This window comes from Paenibacillus sp. 4624, assembly GCF_050435065.1.
GTDB classification, from domain to species: Bacteria; Bacillota; Bacilli; order Paenibacillales; family Paenibacillaceae; genus Paenibacillus; species Paenibacillus amylolyticus_D.
Window position 1 is genome coordinate 727,602 of the sequence record NZ_JBNDJR010000001.1, and the last position, 19,825, is coordinate 747,426.

Below are 19,825 nucleotides of genomic sequence, written 5' to 3' on the forward strand. Positions count from 1 at the left end.
GATTGCAAACTGCCTATTCGTTCTTGCCTATTCGTCTTCCTGTTGCCACTCCAGCATACCGCCGACCATATTGGTACAGCCGTCGTATCCAAGTTGTTGCAGGTATTCACAAGCTCGTTCACTGCGATAACCGCTGCGACAGATGATCACGATCTCACCGGACTTATCAATCTCCGACAAGCGATCTGGAATCTGTCCCAGTGGAATATGTTTGGCACCAGCGATCATGCCTTGCGCGACTTCTTCGTCCTCGCGGACGTCTATCATCTGCAGCTTCTCTCCCGCTTGTAGACGGCGGCGCAGCTCGGATGGTTGAATTTCTGCGATTTGTGTCATATTCAGGTCCTCTTTTCTATATGGACTTAACGCCTTTAATGATACCTAAGCGAACCAGGCGATGTCAATTTGGCCTTACGGAGACTCACTACACTAAAACAATCGATGAAGGAGAATATCATCCATGGACGTTATTGTTAACCCTACCCCTAATCTGAACGGGGAAATCGGAGCCTTGTCCTCCAAAAACTATACCACCCGTTACCTGCTGGCCGCTGCGCTGGCAGAAGGAACAAGTACGATTCATTTTCCGGCACATAGTGAGGACAGCGATGCGATGCGCAGATGTATTCGTGATCTGGGCGCTGTGCTGGAAGAGGACGACAGCAAAATCGTTATCCAAGGCTTTGGAAGCCGTCCCCGTGATGTACGTGAATTAAACGTAGGGAACGCCGGGGCTGTACTTCGTTTCCTGATGGGGGTTACCGCGCTGTGCCCTGAAGTTACATTTGTGAACACATACCCCGATTCACTGGGTAAACGGCCGCATGATGATTTGATTGATGCACTTGGTCAAATGGGGGTTCAGGTGGAGCATCAGCAAGGGCGTCTGCCGATTACAATTAAAGGCGGTCATGCCAAAGGCGGACATATTCGTGTATCTGGCTCTGTAAGCTCCCAATACTTGAGCGCATTGCTGTTTGTGACCCCATTGCTTGCAGAAGACAGCACGATTGAGGTTCTGAATGATTTGAAATCAAAAGTGGTCATCGGTCAGACGCTGGAGGTTCTTGCACAAGCAGGGATCATCATCCATGCAAGCGATGATTACATGTCATTCCGTGTACCTGGCGGACAGGCTTACAAGCCTACAACGTACACTGTTCAAGGAGATTACCCTGGCTCGGCTGCCGTACTTGCTGCCGCAGCAGTTACACAGTCTGATGTGAAAATTCTCAGGCTGATGGAGCAGAGCAAGCAAGGGGAGCGTGCCATTGTTGATGTGTTGCGTATGATGGAAGTGCCGCTCACTCATGAGAATGATGTGGTTCATGTTCAAGGAAATGGCCGATTAAAGGCAATTGAATTCGACGGAGATGCGGCTACGGACGCTGTATTGGCTATGGTAGCGGCAGCCGTATTTGCGGAAGGCACGTCACGGTTTTATAATGTAGAGAACCTGCGTTACAAGGAATGTGACCGAATTACGGATTATTTAAATGAACTGCGCAAGGCCGGAGCGAACGTTGAAGAGCGTCAGGCTGAGATTATCGTACACGGGCGTCCGGAAGGTGTAGAGGGCGGCGTAGAGATTAATGCTCACTATGATCACCGTGTCATTATGGCGCTTACCGTCGTGGGTCTGCGTGCCAAACAGCCTATCCGTATTCGGGATGCGCACCATGTAGCCAAGTCATATCCGCAATATTTTGATCATTTGCAGGCGCTTGGCGCCTCGGTTCAGTGGGTAAAAGAGTAAATTAACACGTTAAGCAGAAAAGGATGGTGCTTGAACATGGAATTTAACAACCCTACTCGAGAAGAAATTGGACACATTTTGCGCAATGCAGGCAACATCGCTGTTGTCGGCTTATCGGACAAATCAGATCGTACCTCGTATATGGTCGCGGAAGCGATGCAGAGCAGAGGATACCGCATTATCCCTGTTAATCCGCAAGCACAGGGAGAGATTCTTGGCGAGAAGGTGTATGCCACACTCGCAGATATCCCCGAGCCGGTGGATATTGTTAATGTTTTTCGGCGTGAGGAGTTCTGCGCAGAAGTCGCTCGTGATGCTGCTGCGATCAAGGCCAATGTATTATGGCTTCAACTCGGCATTCATAACGATGAGGCTGTCCAGATTGCGGCTGAGAACGGCATGACCGCAGTCACCAATCGTTGTATCAAGGTAGAAGATTCCATCGTTCTGCGCGGCGCTGGCCGCGGCTAAGAGGCCGTGTTGTCCTCATGAACTCGTTCATGGCATCGCATATTCAACTTAGGATTTTAATGAATATCCCGTGATTATTCAAAATCACGGGATATTTTATGTTCAGCGTAGTAAAATGAGATTGAAAATATAAGGAGGATGAAATATAGATGAAACGGTTTAAAAAGGCAGTTATTCTGCTACTTGTTGCCGTATGTGTAGCAATTTTACGACTAGAGGCTCCCGTTTACGCAGCGAATGAAGCGATTCATGCAACGGATGTGTGGACAAGTCAATCACTTTTCGTCGCACCTGCCAAGAAGCCGGAAGTGAAATGGGGATTGGACTTTAAAGATTATGTAAGACACTTGGTTGTGGATTCCAAAGGAACACTTTACGTGATCTCACATTACTCTGGTCATCCGTTATTGACTGCCGTCACCCCAAAAGGCGAAGTGAAGTGGGCTAAACGAATGGAACATATTAATAGCATATCAGACATGTATTTATACAAAGACAGTTCTCTTGTGATTCTTGGTGATGATATTCCCGAACGAGGCAGGGGGTCAGAGAATTTTGGAACGGCGAGCATATCAAACTATACATTAGACGGAGAACAGATTTGGGAGAAAAGGTACAAGGATTACACAGCTAATTATAATGTGGATGTCAGCAAGGATGGAGTTATTATTTTTACGGCTTCTTATGTACAAGTTATACATAACAATAAACCTATAAGTCAGGGACAAGATTTTAAAGAAGAGAAGAGATTGCTCGGCGTTAATATGGACGGCAGTGAGAAGTTTAACAGTCTTCTTGGCACAGAGATCAATTCAAGTCCTTTCTTCGTTGTATCTGACCCAGTCTTTGTTAAAGATCGAATTTTTTTGACACTGTCCTCCTTAAGCAGTATTAAAGAGAAAGGCAGAGTGAAATCAGGTGAATTGATTCAATACAGCCTAGCGGGTAAAAAAATATCAGGTACCCGGTATACTGGGGAGAATCTGCAGAGTCCGATTTATGATAATCATCAGATTTATGTGGTCGGAAACGATGATCTTCATATTTTTGATGCCCAGGGCAAGCTGAAGAAAACCGTCAAGGGAGGTTTCCAAAGTACAAGTAACTCACTTGCTCCTTCAATCAGCAAGCAAGGTGACGTCGTATTTGGAACAAATATCTATCATGCTCTGAGCAAGAAAGTAACCACGTTTAATAAAGAGAATCAAACCTATTTTACCAGTGAACCCATTATTGATCGTAACGGCAATCTAATCTATCATTACAAAAACTATGCTAAAAATATAAACTATTTAGTTTCCATGAACCTTGCTACAGCCAAAGTGAACTGGAAAATGATCATCAATCATGATTTACAAGATCAATGGCTTGTTTCAAGGGATGGGACTATTTATGTTACTGGAACGAAACTGCTGGCTATCCGATAAGAATGTTCTAATTTATGTGCATCGCAGAAGGGGATATTACTCCCCTTTTTACTTTGACAAAATGCTGTGTAAAGCTTACCATCTAGGATAGAAAGGAGAGGTCGCCATGAATTGGCTCGGATCCTTGCAGCAGCTCGGAAGAGCGGTTATGCTGCCTACAATGGTCCTGCCCGCTGCTGCCATTTTGCTCAGTGTGGGCAGTCTGCCCTGGAATTCCTGGGGAATGGGAATTGTTGGTGAAGTGTCTACCGTGGCCGGACACGGTATTTTTTATTTTTTGCCGTATTTGTTCGCTGTCGGTGTGGCTCTGGGACTCTCCAACCAGGCCGGTCAAGCTGGACTTGCAGCGCTGGCTGGTATCGTCATCTATGATCAGGTCACCCGAAATTTCGGGGATGGCACAGTGCAGCCTGCATCTTTAATTGGAATTATACTCGGTGCATTAGCCGGTGGAATGCATAATCGGTTCAAAAGCATCAAACTGCCCGAAATCTTGCAATTTTTCGGCGGATCAAGGTTTGTTTTGCTTATCGTCGGACTCTGTTCGGCTCTTTTTTCCTGCTTTATGTTATGGCTTGCTCCGGTTCTGCAGCATGGTCTGAATTCCATTGCCACATGGGAATACAGTCTTGGCGGTTTCGGATTGTTCATCTATGGTGTGTTATACAGGGTGCTGGTTGCTTTTGGGCTTCACCATCTGCTGAATAACGTATTCTGGTTCCAACTGGGAACCTTTGAAACGCCGAGTGGCAATATTGTACAAGGGGATTTACCACGATTCTTTGCTGGCGATCCGTCAGCTGGATTTTTCATGGCGGGCCTTTTCCCGATTATGATGTTTGCTATCCCTGCGATTGCATTTGCCATTATTCAGGAGGCCAGGGAAGATCTGAAACCCAAAATCCGAAAAACGTTTCTGACTTCTGCATTGGTCTGTTTTTTAACAGGGGTGTCCGAGCAGATCGAGTTTGCTTTTCTTTTTGCGGCGCCGTACCTGTTTATCGTACATGCGGTGATGTCCGGGGTGGCCATGTGGCTTAGTTACTGGCTGGATATAAGGCATGGTTTCTCTTACTCGGCTGGCGTTATTGATTACATACTCAATTTTCATCTGTCTGAGAATGCTTGGAAGCTCATTCCGATTGGCATACTATATGGGCTGGTTTATTATTTCCTGTTCCGCTGGGCCATACGTACCTTCAAAATCCCAACACCGGGGCGGGAAGAGGGTTCTATGCTGGAAGATTGGGTTGGTAATATTCCTTATCAAGCCCCGTTGATTCTGGAAGCACTGGGCGGGAAAAGCAACATTGTGCAGGTTGAGGCGTGTATCACACGCCTGCGTCTGACGGTTCACGACGATCGGTTGATCGATACGGGGGCGATGAAAAATCTAGGGTCAGCCGGACTGATCAAGCTAGGCGGCGGAAACGTACAGGTTGTATTTGGCACCTATTCCGAATTGATTCGGGAAGAGATTGCGAAGTTGCTGGAACGGGATTTGCAACAAGTACTTTTCGCTGCACCAGTGCAGGGGAAAATGCTCCCGATTGAGGAAGTTCCAGATCAGATTTTTGCAGCCAAGCTCGTTGGAGATGGGGTTGCTTTTGTACCGGAGCGAGGAGAACTGGTGTCGCCTGTCTTTGGAACGATCATGCATTTGTATCCAACGATGCATGCCCTAGGCATTTCAACACGAGAGGGACTAGAGGTTCTGCTTCATATCGGGATCGATACCTCACAGCTGAAAGGGCATTTCGAAGCATTTGTGCAAGAAGGGGATACGGTTGAGCCTGGACAACTGCTGATCAAATTTGATTTGGCCGTATTACGTGAACAGGCGGCCTCACTCACGACTCCGATGGTTATTACGAACCCGGATCGTGTAAAATCATGGAGTTTTGCTCCATTCAAGCAAGTGAAGAAAGGTCAGGCATCCGTCATGTCCGTGGTGCTCTATGACAGGAACGTTGGAGGGGTAGAATGAAGATACAAGGCATCAATGGAGCTGCAGGCATCGCCATCGGCAAAGCATTTGTCCTGCCCAGCTGGGAATGGGATCTACCCGACCAGAAGATGGATTCGGTGGATCTTGCCCAGGAATTCGAACGGCTGTACGAGGGGATACGGACATCGAAGGATGAGATTGAATATATCAAAAATGAATTTAAAGAAGTTGTAGGACCTGAGGAATCCAGCATCTTTGATGCGCATCTAGCCATTCTGGAAGATCCGGTGTTCATGAATGAAATACGCGGCATTATTGAACGTCAGTATAAGGCGGCAGAGGTGGCGGTAAAAGAGGCGATAGACCACTTTGTCACCATGTTTGACCTTCTGGAAGATGAATATATGAAGGAGCGGGCGATCGACATTAAGGATGTTGGCAACCGCCTGCTTAAACATCTGCTGGGTGCACCTGAGATTACGCTGCCTTCAGATACCCAACCTTACATCCTCGTTGCTAAAGAGCTGTCACCGTCTCAGTTGGCGCATCTAAATCCAAGCTATGTTTTGGGCATTGTTACGCTGATTGGAGGTAAGACGTCTCACTCGGCCATTATGGCACGTGCACTCGGGATTCCTCTCGTTTCCGGACTGGAAGCGAGTCTTGGCATGCCGGTCGAGACAGGGGACATGCTTGTCGTAGACGGCGATAATGGGTTGGTATTTACAGACCCGGATCGCAAAACCATTGAACGATACACGATGCTTCGCAACAAGGAAATACAGAAAAAAGAACAGTTGCAGGTGCTGGCCACTGTAGATGCGGTGACCAAGGATGGAGCAGTATTAAAGCTTGCTTCCAATATCAGTTCTGTGAAGGAGCTTGATCTGGCATTAAAACACGGTGCAAAGGGTGTGGGTTTGTTCCGAACTGAATTCCTGTATATGGATCGTGCGACCTTCCCTGGGGAGCAGGAACAGTATGAGGTGTACCGGCTTGTTGCGGAGAAAACAGCAGGTCAGCCCGTTGTCATACGCACACTCGACATTGGGGGCGACAAAGAGCTTGATTATTTTGAATTACCCGAAGAGGATAATCCGTTTCTAGGGTATCGAGCGATTCGCATCAGTCTGGATCGCAAGGATCTGTTCAAAACGCAGCTAACGGCGATTCTTCGTGCAAGCGCAGCAGGCAATGTGAAAATTATGTATCCTATGATCTCATCGGTCGAGGAGTTGCAACAAGCTAACGAGATCCTTCGGGAAGCGATGGCTGATCTGGATGAACGGGGCTTGGCCTACGATGCAAACATTCAGGTAGGTATCATGATTGAAGTCCCTGCTGCCGTGATGATTGCAGATCTGCTTGCGGAAGAAGCAGACTTCTTCAGTATCGGAACGAATGATCTGGTACAGTATGTGCTAGCAGTGGATCGAATGAATGAACACATTGCTCATATGTATCATCCGTATCATCCAGCTGTGCTGCGTATGCTGCGAGCGACCGTTGACGCAGCACATACGGCAGGGATTGACGTTAGTGTGTGTGGTGAGATGGCAGGGGACGAGCGGTCTATTCCGTTGTGGCTGGAGCTGGGGATTCGTCATCTCAGCATGTCTCCGCAATCCTTGCTGCGCGTGAAGCATAGAGTTTTGAATACAACGGCTGCTGCTGCGAAGGAGGAGGCACGCAAGTGTTTCACCCTCAAAATGAGCAGTGAAATTGAACAGCGTTTGCAGATATTTAATGATTCGAGCGGCAGTCCTGATGACCAAAGCGGATCAAACGCATCTTAGGGGAAACTGCACATTAGCAGACGATTAATACCTTTAAATCAATATATTCACTTTTGTACCACTTTTTCCAAAAGATATCAAAAAAACCGCCGTGCATAGGGTTGCTCAGCGGTTTTTTCTTTGGTTTTTCGATCGCTCGCTGTTATTTGGCGGCTTTTGCAGCAAGTGCATCACAGAATGCTTTTCCATAAGGAGGGAGATCTGGTGGACGACGAGCGGAGATGATATGTCCATCCGCGACAACGGCCTCATCTTTCCATATCGCACCTGCATTCTCCATGTCATCCCGAATACCTGGCGTTGAGGTTACGGTGACTCCGTTCAAAATTTTGGCGGAGATGAGCACCCAGCCTGCATGGCAGATTTGCCCAATTGGCTTGCAGTCTGCATGCATCTCTTTTACAAGTTGCAGCACTTTGGGGTAGCGTCGTAATTTATCTGGAGCCCAGCCGCCTGGAACCAGAATTCCATCATAATCGGAGGAGTTCAGCTCATCGAAACTGTATTCAGCGGTAGCAGGAACACCGTATTTACCGATATATGTTTTGCCTTTTTTCTCGCCAGCCAGATGCACTTCGGCACCCTCTTCACGGACGCGGTATACCGGATACCATAGCTCCAGATCCTCAAATTCTTCATCAACCAGTGCGATGACTTTTTGACCTGATAATCTCATACGTCAACTCTCCTTCTATACTGAATGGCAGATCGTGTCTTATATTGTACCAGATTCGCTGTTTGGCTTCCTAATTGAAGCATGGCTTAAGTACAAGTCTTCATCTGGATAGAACGATTTTCAATCCCCCTGCCTTCATTCGACAGCCTTCATCTGGTGACAGTGGTAATTTGTGCAACCTTTAGATTACAGCAGGATTTAGGCGGAAATAGGTCGAATGGTACATACATAGAGAGTAGAGAACGAATGAGGTGATGGTTGTGCGCAAGTCGTGCAGATGTGGACATGTAATGGAATTGGAATTAAGAACGGTCGTATACGCCAAAAAGGTAGAAATTCGAAATGTACCTGTTTTTGCATGTACCGACTGTGTATCATACGAGGTGTTGCAGCCGGTGAAACCGGACTTGACAGAATGTATTAGCAGACTCGGTGAACAGCCCGTGAAGCAGGATGTGTCTTTTGGGGAACAGAATGAATTGGCTGACCTGCTTCACGAACAGCTCCTAGCCTGGCCGGAGGCATCGGATCAAGAGATGGAATATCGGATGAAAGAAGCGGTAGAGGCGCGAATCAATCTATTGTTAGATATTATGAGCTATGCACATAAAGCGGAAGACAAGGCGTGGATTGAAGATACGGAGCGCAGACTTGCACAATTGTCCGGTTTTGTATGGCAGGCGCATTTCTCAAATGCCGTCTAGTTTTGACGTGTAAAATGCTTGTTTTCATGAAAATTGGATTTTTTGCTCACTTTTTGTTAAGATATCGAAGAGTGAAAACGCTCAACATGGCGGTATTGCTGATTAAGGGGGATGTATAACGAATGGCTGACATGACTAAAATGACAAGTATTGAACAGCTAAACTCCGCTGTGCAGGCGACGGAGGATCAACCCTTGCTACTGTTCAAGCATAGTACCCGCTGTCCAATCAGCGCACATGCTTATCAGGAGATGAATGATTATTTGCAAAACTCTCCGAATGAAAGCGTGAAATATGGCATTATCTACGTGGTGGAAGATCGCCCGGTTTCTAACGAAGCAGCCGAGAGACTAGGTGTTAAGCACGAATCTCCCCAAGTAATTCTGATCAAAAAAGGAAATCCGGTATGGCATACTTCCCATTCAGAGATTACTAGTAGGGTGCTTGCTAACGCTTTAAGTGAGTCCTAGAGCCTATTTTAATTGATTAATGCAATAATTTGTCGTAATATAAACCTTAATGAAAATGGAATGAAAATTTACTGGTAATGGAGCGAAGTACTGTGACGGTAACCATTTATGATGTGGCACGTGAAGCTGGAGTGTCCATGGCAACGGTATCACGGGTAGTCAACAATAACCCTAATGTCAAACCGCAGACGCGGAAAAAAGTATACGAAGCAATTGAACGACTCGGATATCGTCCGAATGCGGTAGCCCGTGGTCTGGCGAGTAAAAAGACAACGACAGTTGGAGTCGTTATTCCGGACATTTCGAACTCCACCTTTGCGGAGATTGCCCGCGGAATCGAAGATATTGCGAATATGTACCACTACAATATCATTTTGTGTAATGCGGACAAAAAGAAAGAAAAAGAAATTCGTGTTATCAACACGCTGCTGGAGAAACAAGTGGATGGACTGCTTTTCATGGGCGGTACGGTAACCGATGAACACATTCAAGCGTTCCAGTCTGCAGCAGTTCCAATCGTATTGTGCGCAACAAGTGATGAGAAAGGTACATTCCCTTCTGTTGATATTGATCATGAAGCAGCGGCGTTTGATGCAGTCAACACACTGATTCGCCACGGTCACAAAGAGATCGCGATGATCAGTGGAACGTTACAGGATCCGGCTAACGGTTTTGCACGTTTCCAAGGGTACAAGAAGGCACTGGAAGCCGCAGGCATTGAATATCAAGAGGATCTGGTACGCATCGGTAACTATCGTTATGAATCCGGTGTAGAAGCGATGAAATATTTCCTTGGACTCAAGAAAAAGCCGACTGCGATCTTTGCTGCAACAGATGAAATGGCGATTGGTGCAATTCATAGCATTCAGGACGATGGCCTGAAAGTACCGGATGACTTCTCCATCATTAGTGTGGATAACATTCGTATGGCTTCCATGGTGCGTCCACAGTTAACAACTGTTGCTCAGCCCATGTATGATCTGGGCGCGGTAGCGATGCGTTTGCTAACCAAACTGATGAAGAAAGAAAATGTGGAGAATCCAAGAGTGATTTTGCCGCATGAAACCATTCTTCGTCTGTCGGTAAGTCACGCAGGTTAATTGATTAAGTAAGTAAAAGGGAGATTGAATTCTCTCTACATAGATTTTGATTGTACAGGAGCTCCGGAAACGGAGCTTTTGTGCTTAATACGGCTTGCATAATGATCTGATCTCACATCGAGAACTGGAAACAGGGAGGATACAACAATGCGTGAAACGATAGGAATTATAGGTGCTATGGATGAGGAAGTAGAGCTTCTGCTTCAGGGCATGAAACAGCATGAAACAGTCAAGCAGACGGGGATTACGTATGTTGCTGGTGAGTGGCTTGGCAAGCAGATTGTGGTATGCAAATCAGGCGTAGGGAAAGTAAATGCGGCGGTAACTACGCAGATTCTGATTGATCGCTTTCAGGTGAATCGGATCATTTTTACAGGTGTGGCAGGAGCGGTTCATCCTGAATTGAACATTGGCGACATGGTCATTTCTTCGGTATGTGTACAGCACGACATGGACGTAACGCCGCTAGGATTCGAACGCGGAGTGATCCCGTATCAGGAGACATCCGCTTTTCCGGCGGAGCCTGCATTAATTTCGCTTGCTGAAGAAGCGTGCAAGGCGCAGGGCGCTCATTACCGGATTGGCAAAGTGTTATCAGGTGATCAGTTTATTGCCAGCAAAGAGACCGTAAATATGCTCTACACAGAGATGGACGGAGCTTGTGCAGAGATGGAAGGGGCGGCGGTGGCTCAAGTATGTTACATGAACCGTGTACCTTTTGTCGTGCTGCGTAGCATGTCTGACAAGGCAGACGGTTCTGCACATGTGAATTTTGCCGAGTTTACGGTGCAGTCTTCCCAGCGTTCCCATCGTATTGTTGAGCACATGCTTGAACATATGTGATTCGAAACACGTAACTAACCCATAAATGAATAAATATTAAACCGCCTTACAGATCTGTTTCCAATCAATGATCTGCAAGGCGGTTCTTTTATGTATTCAATTCGCGATTCGCATCTTTTCCTTTAATACATAAACCGATGACGGAAGCGGACACGGTCAAACTGTTCCTCCGAGGTCATCGGTACTTGACTGCCGATTCGTACCATAAGGCAATTCGCAGGATGGGAGCAGATTTCAGGATCATCTGTTGCGTACCAGGTCATGTCAATGTTTTGCATGAGCCGCTCCATCATTTTGCGATAATCCCATACCGATAGTCCGCTGCCTTTCAAGTCCCAGTGCCAGTAATACTCTGTTGTGAAAATAATATAGTTCTCCATATACGTATCTTGCATCGCAGTAAGGAGCATTTCACGGCCAACACCCAGAGAGCGATATTCGTCTGCGACTTCGATGGCTCCGAGCTCAATCAAGTCTGTCATGTTGCCCTCGGACCAGCGTTCACATTCATCTGCGTAGTGAAAAGTAACGTATCCGATGATGATATCATTTTCATAGGCAATGATAATTCGCCCTTCCGGTAAGGCAGCAATCTCGGCAATGGCTTCTTGTTGCTCTGCCGGGCGCCGAAAGGCATCCAGATCGGAGTGAAACGTCAATTCCATAATCTGCTCTGCGGGCACAGGCCCCTCAACCGTAATTCGGTGGCCGGACTTGAAAATGGAACGTATATGATGTTTCTTGATATGCTCCATGGTTCATACCCCTCTCTCCCCCTACTTATAGCAAAAAACCAAAAAAATGAAAAGCCGTAGACGATGTTTGATCCAATTTGCTATAATTGCGTTGACAAAAAATGTTCACAATTCAACACCGTTTGAGTGCATCGGTTGGGTCAGGCAAGTACAAGATGAGAAGTTCTCTCTACTAATGTAAGCGCTAACTGGAAGTTCAGTCAACATGAAGGCAATACGAATGAACCCTGATGGGAATCGAAATGTCGAGTTGAAGGAGGCTGGCAAGCATGAGTCAAGCACATAATGAGATGCTGCAAACGGTGGTGTCTGAATCGAATCTGGGCGATTATACGGAAGCAAGAAGCCGGTTCGATTGGGAAACGGTAGAAAGGCACTTTACGTGGCACGCCAGCGGCAAAGTGAATATGGCACATGAGGCGATTGATCGCCATGTCCTGGAAGGCAGAGGCGGGAAGACGGCATTGCTCTACAGCGATGCTTCTCGTGAGGAAGCGTACACCTTCGCAGATCTGAGCGAGCAGTCGAGTCGTTTTGGTAATGTGTTGCGTAAATATGGCGTAGCTAAAGGAGATCGTGTATTTATTTTTATGCCACGAAGTCCTGAGCTGTATTTCAGTCTGCTGGGTATTTTAAAAGTGGGAGCTATAGCTGGTCCTTTATTTGAGGCTTTTATGGAAACGGCAGTGAAGGATCGGTTGGAGGACAGTGGTGCTGTTGCGCTTGTGACCACTCCTGAGCTTCTGGGACGGATCAAACGTTCCGAATTGCCAGAGCTGAAACATATTTTTGTTGTCGGCGGTGGCCCACAGTCTGAGGAAGGACTGATTGATTTTGATGCAGAGATGTCTGCGGCTTCGGATGATATGGAGGTAGAATGGCTGACGCGTGAGGATGGACTGTTGATTCATTACACCTCTGGCTCAACAGGGAAACCGAAGGGTGTGTACCACGTCCAGAATGCGATGATTCAGCATTATTATACAGGTAAGGTTGTACTTGACCTGCGAGAAAATGACGTATACTGGTGTACTGCCGATCCAGGTTGGGTAACAGGCACGTCGTATGGCATTTTCGCTCCTTGGCTTAATGGGGTAACGAATGTGATTCGTGGGGGGCGTTTTAGTCCGCAGGACTGGTATAGCACAATTGAGAAAAACAAGGTAAGTGTATGGTACAGTGCCCCTACGGCATTCCGTATGCTTATGGGCGCAGGGGACGAGACGATTGCCCAGCATGATTTGAGCAGCTTGCGTCATGTCATGTCGGTAGGGGAACCGCTGAATCCGGAGGTCGTACGTTGGGGCTGGAAGGCGTACGGTCAACGAATTCATGATACGTGGTGGATGACCGAGACGGGAGCACAGTTAATCTGTAACTACCCGGGTATGCCGATTAAACCGGGTTCCATGGGACGTCCGCTACCGGGTATTGAGGCAGCGATTATCGATGATCGTGGACAAGAGTTGCCGCCATACAGCATGGGGAACCTGGCGATACGTACACCTTGGCCGTCGATGATGGCAAAAATCTGGAATAATCCAGCGAAGTATGAGGAATATTTCAGACTTACAGGCTGGTATGTATCCGGGGATTCGGCGTACATGGACGAAGACGGATACTTCTGGTTCCAGGGACGCATCGATGATGTCATCAACTCCTCTGGAGAGCGCATTGGACCGTTTGAAGTGGAAAGTAAACTGGTAGAGCACCCAGCGGTTGCTGAGGCTGGCGTGATTGGTAAACCGGATGTGACACGTGGAGAGATCATCAAAGCGTTTGTGGCGCTTCGTGAAGGGTATGAGGCGACGCCGGAGCTGAAGGAAGAGATCTATCGCTTTGTAAAAGAGGGCCTGTCCGCTCACGCAGCACCGCGTGAGATCGAGTTCAAAGAAAGACTGCCGAAAACTCGTTCAGGTAAGATTATGCGCCGTGTGTTGAAGGCGTGGGAACTTGATCTGCCAACAGGTGACTTATCCACCATTGAGGACTGAGCATCATGTAGGGTTGAAAATGGAAAGCTTGCAACGCTTAGTTGAGAGCTAGAAAGCCTGGTTCATGCATCTACAATGCAGGGCGTGAACCAGGCTTTTTTTGTGCCTAATTTTTCGAATAGGTCGCCATTCGTTTTGGCGACCGGATATGAACATAAACAAAGCCGCATGTCAGTGTATTCACACTGACATGCGGCTTCTTCATTCATTTTATGAGATCTGTTAGTCAACAGGATTAAGGCTGATAGTGTATCGCTTCCGAGGATGCAGACTCTCCGACACTGTTGCTGGCGGATACTTTGAACCAGCCCCCCGTTGATGACGGTACACCATATACCATACTAGTACCTGAAGTGGTGCCAATCTTGGTGAAGGGTTCCGAACCCGTCTCGCTATAGAAAACAGCGTAGCTTTGTACGCCGTCCGCTTCCGAGTTCGGTGCCCACTGAATGCGAAGCCCTTGTGAGAGCGCAGAGACGCTCACTTGGCCTGGTGTGCTTGGAGCTGCTGTAGGTGCTGTAGGTGCATTGTCCGTTGCTGTCTCTCCAGGCGTTACAACTGTACCTGGCACATTAATAGGCTCTTTGACCTCTGGTTCAGGCGCACCAGCGCCTGCACTGCTCACAATCGCACTTGGCGCAGATTCCTTGCCAGCAACGTCTACGGCAGTAACATAGAATGCGAAGTTGCCACCAGCTGTTGCGTAAGCTGAGAACGATCTGGACTCACCTGTCAGTACAACCTGACCTTGATTCTGGAATCCGGCACCACCGACTGAACGATAGAGACGATATCCAACAACATCGCTTTCAGGTGTAGCATTGAATGTGACGGATGCTCGTTCTCCCGAGATGGAGATGCGAACATTGCCAGGTGCATCTGGTGCTTTGCCGTTATCCGTGCGTGGATCAACCTCAGTTGGCAGATCAGCACCGGCATCCTCAGGCAGATAGTATGCAAGCGACTCATGACGACTCATCCGTTTAAATGCATTTTGCAATTCTTTGATGAGATCCGAGATTGGTTTCTTACGTTTGACAACGGTCTTTTCCTTCAACATATCCGCAGGTGTTTGATCACGTGGAATGTAATTTACACCGTTGTAGGTAATATACTTCGCTTTAGCGACAGCATCATCACGTTCCTTGGGAATAAATTTGCTATTGAAAATGTCAGTAACAAATTTATCAGTCAGGGATGTGGGTAGCTTGCCACTGTATGCTGAAACTGTTCTGGTTTCAATACCAGAAGGTTTCTTGAATGAATTAGTAACAAACAGATCCTTCTGTGTTTCGATGACTTCATTCATGATTTTGGCCCAAAGCTGCTGAGCACGTTTGCGTTGAGATTTGTTTTCGAGTGTATTGATCGGTTGTTTGTAACCAACCCACACACCGAGCGTAACATCGGGTGTATATCCTTCAAACCAGACATCGGCGTAGTTTTGGGTTGAACCTGTTTTACCTACAATCGGCACACTTGATCTGTACTTGTAGTTTTCCCGTACTTTATCGGCTGTACCTTCTGTTATAACGGTACGTAACATGTCCGTCATAAGATAGGCCGTTTGCTCCGAGAATGCCTGTACAGGCTCGCTGTCGTGTTTGTATACGATATTGCCTTTGGAATCCACAATTTTGCTGATCATATAGGAATCGTTGTAGATCCCTTTGTTAGCAATTGCACCGTAGGCGCTTGTCAGTTCCTCCACAGTTACACCGTATTGAAGTCCGCCGAGAACACCGGTCTGGGCCTGATAATCCTGCTTCTGGATCGTCGTAATGCCAAGCTTTTTCGCAAAAGTCCAGGCTTTATCGATGCCAACTTCCTCATTAAAAAGCTTCAGAGCCGGTATGTTCAATGAGTAATTCAATGCTCTACGAGCGGTTACCAAACCTTGATAACGGTTGTTCGCATTCTTCGCGATATGGTAGCCGCTAGGGCCGTCTTTCAGAATAATTGGCGCATCATCGATGATGGAGGCCGGTTGAATAAGACCTTCCTCCAGAGCTGGCAGATAAGCCGCAATAGGTTTCATCGTGGAACCTGGCTGACGAACCATTTGAGTCGCATAGTTCATCTGTTCATCCTGGAAGCTTCGGCCTTCAATCATGCCAAGGATTGCTCCTGTTTTATGATTGATCAGCATTGCTGCTGTCTGTTCTTTTCCTTTGACGGGATCATCAGCAGAGAAATTGCTGTTATCTTCGGCAATCGTACGCATTGTTTTGTAGATGCTTTTGTTAATTGTTGTATAGATGCGATATCCGCCTGTGCGAAGCTGCGATTGAGCTTCTTCCAGCAGGGCGCTGTTTTCTTTTTGCGATGCCTGAGCATCTGTACTTTTGCCTGTAGCCTCTGCTTTGTCCGCATTTAGTTGCTTCATGATGATCTGTGCTGCTTGACGTTCCGTTTCCATCATAAGGTATGGATAAGTGTTATAGGCTTTAACGGTTTTCGGAGCAAGCGAGCTTTTGATATCAAAGGCAAGTGCATTGTTGTATTCCGGTTGCGTGATTTTACCAAGTTCCAGCATGCGACGCAGCACCAGTTTCTGACGATTGATGGCGCGATCAAATTTATCCTCTACAAAATCGCCCTTACCATTAAAGGCAGAGTAGGAAGAGGGCGACTGGGGTAATCCAACCAGATAAGCGGCCTGAGCTGTGTTTATTTTTTCGAGATCATTGATATTGAACAATCCCTTAGCCGCTGCTTTGATTCCATAAACGTTGTATCCGCTGGAACCATTGCCGAAAGGAACCTTGTTCAGGTAGGCGGTCATAATCTCGTCTTTGGTCAGAAAACGCTCCAGTCGAAGGGAAAGCAAAATTTCCTTTACTTTACGATCTTCCGTACGGTCCAAATTCAAAAATACACGTCTAGCTAATTGCTGTGTAAGCGTACTGCCACCCGTCTGTACTGATTCTTTCAGCACTTTTTGTTTCACGGCACGCAGTGTTCCGCTCATGTCTACACCTTTATGTTCGTAAAAATGATTGTCTTCAATCGAAATCACGGCATCAATAACCTTTTTGGGGATCTGGTCAAAGGTGACCGGACGTCTGTCTTCTTCTGTGCGAAGTTGACCAATCGGACTGCCGTCAGAAAAGTAAGCAAAGCCTGTGATGGAGTTTTCGCTGACTTTTTGTTCAATCAGGGCCCTTGACCGGACAGGTTCGTCCTTAACGATCGAACTGACGTAACCCATTAAAGCACCGCCAACGAATAGTACGCCCATAAATCCAAGGACAACCATCCACATAACGAAGCTACCTAGTCTGCGTGCAAAGCTACGCTTGCGTACAGGCGGATCTTCAGGCTTTTTCTTAGTAACATCAACCATTCAGTGTCTTCCTCCTTTTAACAGCACTAATTATAGCATAAAAAGACCCGTTTGCATGCCTGAGAAATACAAGTAATGGTCGAAATTTGCCAAACTGGAATGGATTATGATATATAGCATGTGATATCGGACGACATTTCATGAGTTGCAAAAGTAAGGAAAAAGGCTGGAACTGCATGTAAGCAGGCCAGCCTTGAGGTCTATATAGGAAAAGTATTTGAAAAAAAATTATATCCTTATTCTCATTAGGTTCTGAAACGCTGGATAAGTTCCAACAGTTCTTGTGTGAGGTGTGCCAGAGAAGCGGATGCAGCAGTGATTTCTTCCATAGAAGCAAGCTGCTTCTCAGAAGCTGAGGCAACCTCGCTGGCGTGCGCTGCTGTTTCAAGACCAATCGTCTTAAGCTGCTCAAGCGATGAATCGACCTGCTGCGATTCACCTGACATCTGTTTGGCAATGGTGGAGACTTGTGCAATTTGTTGATTCACGTCGGCGATCTGTAATGAGATGGATGTGAACAGATCGCCACTCTCGTTCATCACCTCGGCAATGTGATTCACCTCGGCGCTTCCCTTTTCCATATTTTCAACGATATCCTGAACTTCTTGTTGAACCGATTGGATCAACGCGGCAATGTCAGCAGCCGATTGTCTGGATTGCTCAGCCAAATTGCGAATCTCTGTAGCTACAACGCCAAAGCCACGTCCGTGTTCCCCCGCTCGCGAAGCTTCAATTGAAGCATTGAGGGCGAGAAGATTGGTTTGGCGGCTTACTTCAGCAATCATACCCGTTATATGACCAATCTCTTCCGAGCGCTTTTTAAATTGTTCCAGTGCGGTCATGGAAGATTGGACAGATGTATTTGCACGCTCCACCATATGGATAGCTGCCTGCATCTTGTCTGTTCCGTATGAAGTTCGTTCCGTCACTGATTTTGATGCGTTGCTTACTTCGGAAGCAGCTTCCGCTATTCTTCCAATGCCCGTGGATATTTCGTTCATCGAACGGGAGGAATGAAGTAACTCCTGAACCTGCTTCTCCGCCTTGTTTGCTACTTCCATTCCGGTAAGTGCCATCTGTTCGGCGGCTTTGCTTGTATCCTCTGCCCCGGCGGTTAATTGTTGCGAAGTTGAACCGACAGATAAGGCATGTTCAGATATAACAGAGATTGTATGGCGCAATGTATTCATCATTTCATTCATGTGAAGGGCCATGACTCCGAATTCATCCTTCGATTTAACAGGCAACTTTTGTGTCAGATCGCCATGGGCGAGTTGTCCTGCGACAACATTTACACGGTTCAATTGTTTTACAATGGATACGATGGTGTATGCGACCACGCTTGCCAGTAGAAGTACCGCCAATATAGCGATGAGTACAGACCATTTTAAGCTATCGTAAAAAGGCTGAAGTATCACATTTTTGGGTAATGCGGATACCAGATGCCAGCTAGAATCGGAGCCTTGAAGCTTGGCGGGTTCGGCAATAAATAATTCTGGTTTGCCATCGTCAACCGTAGTGTAGAACCCTGTATCATTCGACTGGATGCGCTGAATAAGGGTTTGGGTACTGGCAGAGAGCTCGGCATTCTCTTTGGTCAGTTCCGGTCTTGAACCGTGCGCAGCAATGTGCCCGTCACTTGTGACTAGCATGGCATAACCTTGATCGGGATTCAGTGATGCAATATTTTGCTGGAAACCCTCAATCGTAAAATCAGCTCCAACGATGCCAAGGAAGGCATTGTTTTCGTCAAGCAAAGGCAGAACGATGGACACGAGCAAGGTCTCTTTACCAGCAACTTTGTATGTGGTTGGCTCGGACCAATAAATGCTTTTGGTCGCCTTCGGCTGTTGATAGTATTTACTGGTTTCACTGTTTCCTTCATAAGTAGTGAGCGGTTCAAAATGCAATGCGCTTCCATCTCGGATAACGTAAGGGATAAACCGGCCTGTTTCATCATCATACTTATCCTTATTCACATGTTCGGCATCCTTGCCGTCAAAGGCATTGGGCTCCCATCCGGTATAAAATCCAAAAACCTTCTCGTCCTTCTTCAAGTATTCTTCCAAAAGCCTTACGATATCTTGACGGCTCAGCGTCCCATTTCTTGAAGCGTCCAGCAGGGTGGTACTCAAGCTGTCGAGCGTATTTTTTACCTGGTTGATGTCAGTCATGAATTCGCTTGTAGCTGCATTTGCTGAGCGTTCCGCTACAGCTTCACCATATTGCAGGCTTTTATCATATATGGCTTTGGTGTTAAAGGCGATTAATGCGCCGATCGAGCAGAGGAGTACTAATCCGAGCAGTAATCCTAGCTTTACGGCGAGCTTGGTATTTCGAAAAAATGACATGTGTAGCCCCCCTAAGTTGTCTTTCTACTGATGCGTGTCTCTTTATGTTGGTGATTTCTCTCCAAAAAAAAGGAAGATAAATATATTATCGTTATGTAGAGGCTAGTAATGAAGATGGTCTGAGGGAGGAATAAAAAAAACAACAAAAAAACAACTGCCGAGAAAATCTCGAACAGTTGTTTTTTTGT

The 19,825-nt window shown here is 46.8% G+C and carries 15 protein-coding genes; 10 read left to right on the forward strand and 5 right to left on the reverse strand.

What is annotated here, in order from left to right:
• Window positions 1–27: 27 nt before the first annotated feature.
• Window positions 28–336, reverse strand: a complete 309-nt coding sequence (locus ABIE27_RS03310; RefSeq protein ID WP_123062393.1) for a rhodanese-like domain-containing protein — start codon at window positions 334–336, stop codon at window positions 28–30.
• 124 nt (window positions 337–460) lie between these two features.
• Between ABIE27_RS03310 and aroA the strand changes: the two genes are divergently transcribed.
• From aroA to ptsP, 5 genes are all read left to right on the forward strand, one after another.
• Window positions 461–1,756: a 3-phosphoshikimate 1-carboxyvinyltransferase gene (gene aroA, locus ABIE27_RS03315; RefSeq protein WP_123062392.1), complete on the forward strand. Its 1,296-nt coding sequence runs from the start codon at window positions 461–463 to the stop codon at window positions 1,754–1,756.
• Between the two features lie 36 nt (window positions 1,757–1,792).
• On the forward strand, window positions 1,793–2,227 hold the full coding sequence (locus tag ABIE27_RS03320) for a CoA-binding protein (protein ID WP_123062391.1): 435 nt from the start codon (window positions 1,793–1,795) through the stop codon (window positions 2,225–2,227).
• A 149-nt stretch (window positions 2,228–2,376) separates the two neighbouring features.
• Complete coding sequence (locus tag ABIE27_RS03325) at window positions 2,377–3,654, forward strand: hypothetical protein (RefSeq protein ID WP_429349899.1); 1,278 nt, start codon at window positions 2,377–2,379, stop codon at window positions 3,652–3,654.
• 106 nt (window positions 3,655–3,760) lie between these two features.
• Window positions 3,761–5,641, forward strand: coding sequence for a glucose PTS transporter subunit IIA (locus tag ABIE27_RS03330; RefSeq protein WP_123062389.1), 1,881 nt, complete (start codon window positions 3,761–3,763; stop codon window positions 5,639–5,641).
• Window positions 5,638–7,398, forward strand: coding sequence for a phosphoenolpyruvate--protein phosphotransferase (ptsP, locus tag ABIE27_RS03335; protein WP_123062388.1), 1,761 nt, complete (start codon window positions 5,638–5,640; stop codon window positions 7,396–7,398). Before ABIE27_RS03330 ends, ptsP begins: the two co-directional genes overlap by 4 nt.
• Window positions 7,399–7,540: 142 nt before the next feature.
• Here ptsP and ABIE27_RS03340 read toward each other — a convergent pair whose 3' ends face one another.
• Window positions 7,541–8,074, reverse strand: a complete 534-nt coding sequence (locus ABIE27_RS03340; protein WP_123062387.1) for a type 1 glutamine amidotransferase domain-containing protein — start codon at window positions 8,072–8,074, stop codon at window positions 7,541–7,543.
• A gap of 290 nt (window positions 8,075–8,364) precedes the next feature.
• Here ABIE27_RS03340 and ABIE27_RS03345 point away from each other — a divergent pair, with 290 nt between their 5' ends.
• The 4 genes from ABIE27_RS03345 to ABIE27_RS03360 all read left to right on the forward strand — a co-directional run bounded on the left by ABIE27_RS03345 (window position 8,365) and on the right by ABIE27_RS03360 (window position 11,191).
• The gene (locus tag ABIE27_RS03345) at window positions 8,365–8,778 is read left to right on the forward strand and encodes a hypothetical protein (RefSeq protein ID WP_123062386.1); all 414 of its coding nucleotides are present in this window, start codon (window positions 8,365–8,367) and stop codon (window positions 8,776–8,778) included.
• A 122-nt stretch (window positions 8,779–8,900) separates the two neighbouring features.
• The gene (gene ytxJ, locus ABIE27_RS03350) at window positions 8,901–9,248 is read left to right on the forward strand and encodes a bacillithiol system redox-active protein YtxJ (protein ID WP_123062385.1); all 348 of its coding nucleotides are present in this window, start codon (window positions 8,901–8,903) and stop codon (window positions 9,246–9,248) included.
• A gap of 92 nt (window positions 9,249–9,340) precedes the next feature.
• Window positions 9,341–10,348 carry a catabolite control protein A gene (gene ccpA / locus ABIE27_RS03355; protein ID WP_090923671.1) on the forward strand — a complete coding sequence of 336 codons (1,008 nt, stop codon included), beginning with the start codon at window positions 9,341–9,343 and terminating at the stop codon, window positions 10,346–10,348.
• 147 nt (window positions 10,349–10,495) lie between these two features.
• Window positions 10,496–11,191 (forward strand): 5'-methylthioadenosine/adenosylhomocysteine nucleosidase, encoded by a 696-nt coding sequence (locus ABIE27_RS03360; protein ID WP_123062384.1) that lies wholly within the window; start codon window positions 10,496–10,498, stop codon window positions 11,189–11,191.
• 122 nt (window positions 11,192–11,313) lie between these two features.
• Here ABIE27_RS03360 and ABIE27_RS03365 read toward each other — a convergent pair whose 3' ends face one another.
• Window positions 11,314–11,946: a GNAT family N-acetyltransferase gene (locus ABIE27_RS03365; RefSeq protein WP_123062383.1), complete on the reverse strand. Its 633-nt coding sequence runs from the start codon at window positions 11,944–11,946 to the stop codon at window positions 11,314–11,316.
• 269 nt (window positions 11,947–12,215) lie between these two features.
• Between ABIE27_RS03365 and acsA the strand changes: the two genes are divergently transcribed.
• Window positions 12,216–13,940, forward strand: coding sequence for an acetate--CoA ligase (acsA, locus tag ABIE27_RS03370; RefSeq protein ID WP_123062382.1), 1,725 nt, complete (start codon window positions 12,216–12,218; stop codon window positions 13,938–13,940).
• 235 nt (window positions 13,941–14,175) lie between these two features.
• On the opposite strand, the gene ABIE27_RS03375 is transcribed toward acsA, so the two are convergent.
• Complete coding sequence (locus tag ABIE27_RS03375) at window positions 14,176–17,286, reverse strand: transglycosylase domain-containing protein (RefSeq protein ID WP_429349900.1); 3,111 nt, start codon at window positions 17,284–17,286, stop codon at window positions 14,176–14,178.
• A gap of 245 nt (window positions 17,287–17,531) precedes the next feature.
• The gene (locus ABIE27_RS03380) at window positions 17,532–19,637 is read right to left on the reverse strand and encodes a methyl-accepting chemotaxis protein (protein ID WP_429349901.1); all 2,106 of its coding nucleotides are present in this window, start codon (window positions 19,635–19,637) and stop codon (window positions 17,532–17,534) included.
• Between the last annotated feature and the right edge of the window lie 188 nt (window positions 19,638–19,825).

Coding starts and splice junctions, on each gene's coding strand:
- ABIE27_RS03310 (WP_123062393.1), bottom strand. CDS start 336: ATGACACAAATCGCAGAAATTCAACCATCCGAGCTGCGCCGCCGTCTA.
- aroA (WP_123062392.1), top strand. CDS start 461: ATGGACGTTATTGTTAACCCTACCCCTAATCTGAACGGGGAAATCGGA.
- ABIE27_RS03320 (WP_123062391.1), top strand. CDS start 1,793: ATGGAATTTAACAACCCTACTCGAGAAGAAATTGGACACATTTTGCGC.
- ABIE27_RS03325 (WP_429349899.1), top strand. CDS start 2,377: ATGAAACGGTTTAAAAAGGCAGTTATTCTGCTACTTGTTGCCGTATGT.
- ABIE27_RS03330 (WP_123062389.1), top strand. CDS start 3,761: ATGAATTGGCTCGGATCCTTGCAGCAGCTCGGAAGAGCGGTTATGCTG.
- ptsP (WP_123062388.1), top strand. CDS start 5,638: ATGAAGATACAAGGCATCAATGGAGCTGCAGGCATCGCCATCGGCAAA.
- ABIE27_RS03340 (WP_123062387.1), bottom strand. CDS start 8,074: ATGAGATTATCAGGTCAAAAAGTCATCGCACTGGTTGATGAAGAATTT.
- ABIE27_RS03345 (WP_123062386.1), top strand. CDS start 8,365: ATGGAATTGGAATTAAGAACGGTCGTATACGCCAAAAAGGTAGAAATT.
- ytxJ (WP_123062385.1), top strand. CDS start 8,901: ATGGCTGACATGACTAAAATGACAAGTATTGAACAGCTAAACTCCGCT.
- ABIE27_RS03360 (WP_123062384.1), top strand. CDS start 10,496: ATGCGTGAAACGATAGGAATTATAGGTGCTATGGATGAGGAAGTAGAG.
- ABIE27_RS03365 (WP_123062383.1), bottom strand. CDS start 11,946: ATGGAGCATATCAAGAAACATCATATACGTTCCATTTTCAAGTCCGGC.
- acsA (WP_123062382.1), top strand. CDS start 12,216: ATGAGTCAAGCACATAATGAGATGCTGCAAACGGTGGTGTCTGAATCG.
- ABIE27_RS03375 (WP_429349900.1), bottom strand. CDS start 17,286: ATGGTTGATGTTACTAAGAAAAAGCCTGAAGATCCGCCTGTACGCAAG.
- ABIE27_RS03380 (WP_429349901.1), bottom strand. CDS start 19,637: ATGTCATTTTTTCGAAATACCAAGCTCGCCGTAAAGCTAGGATTACTG.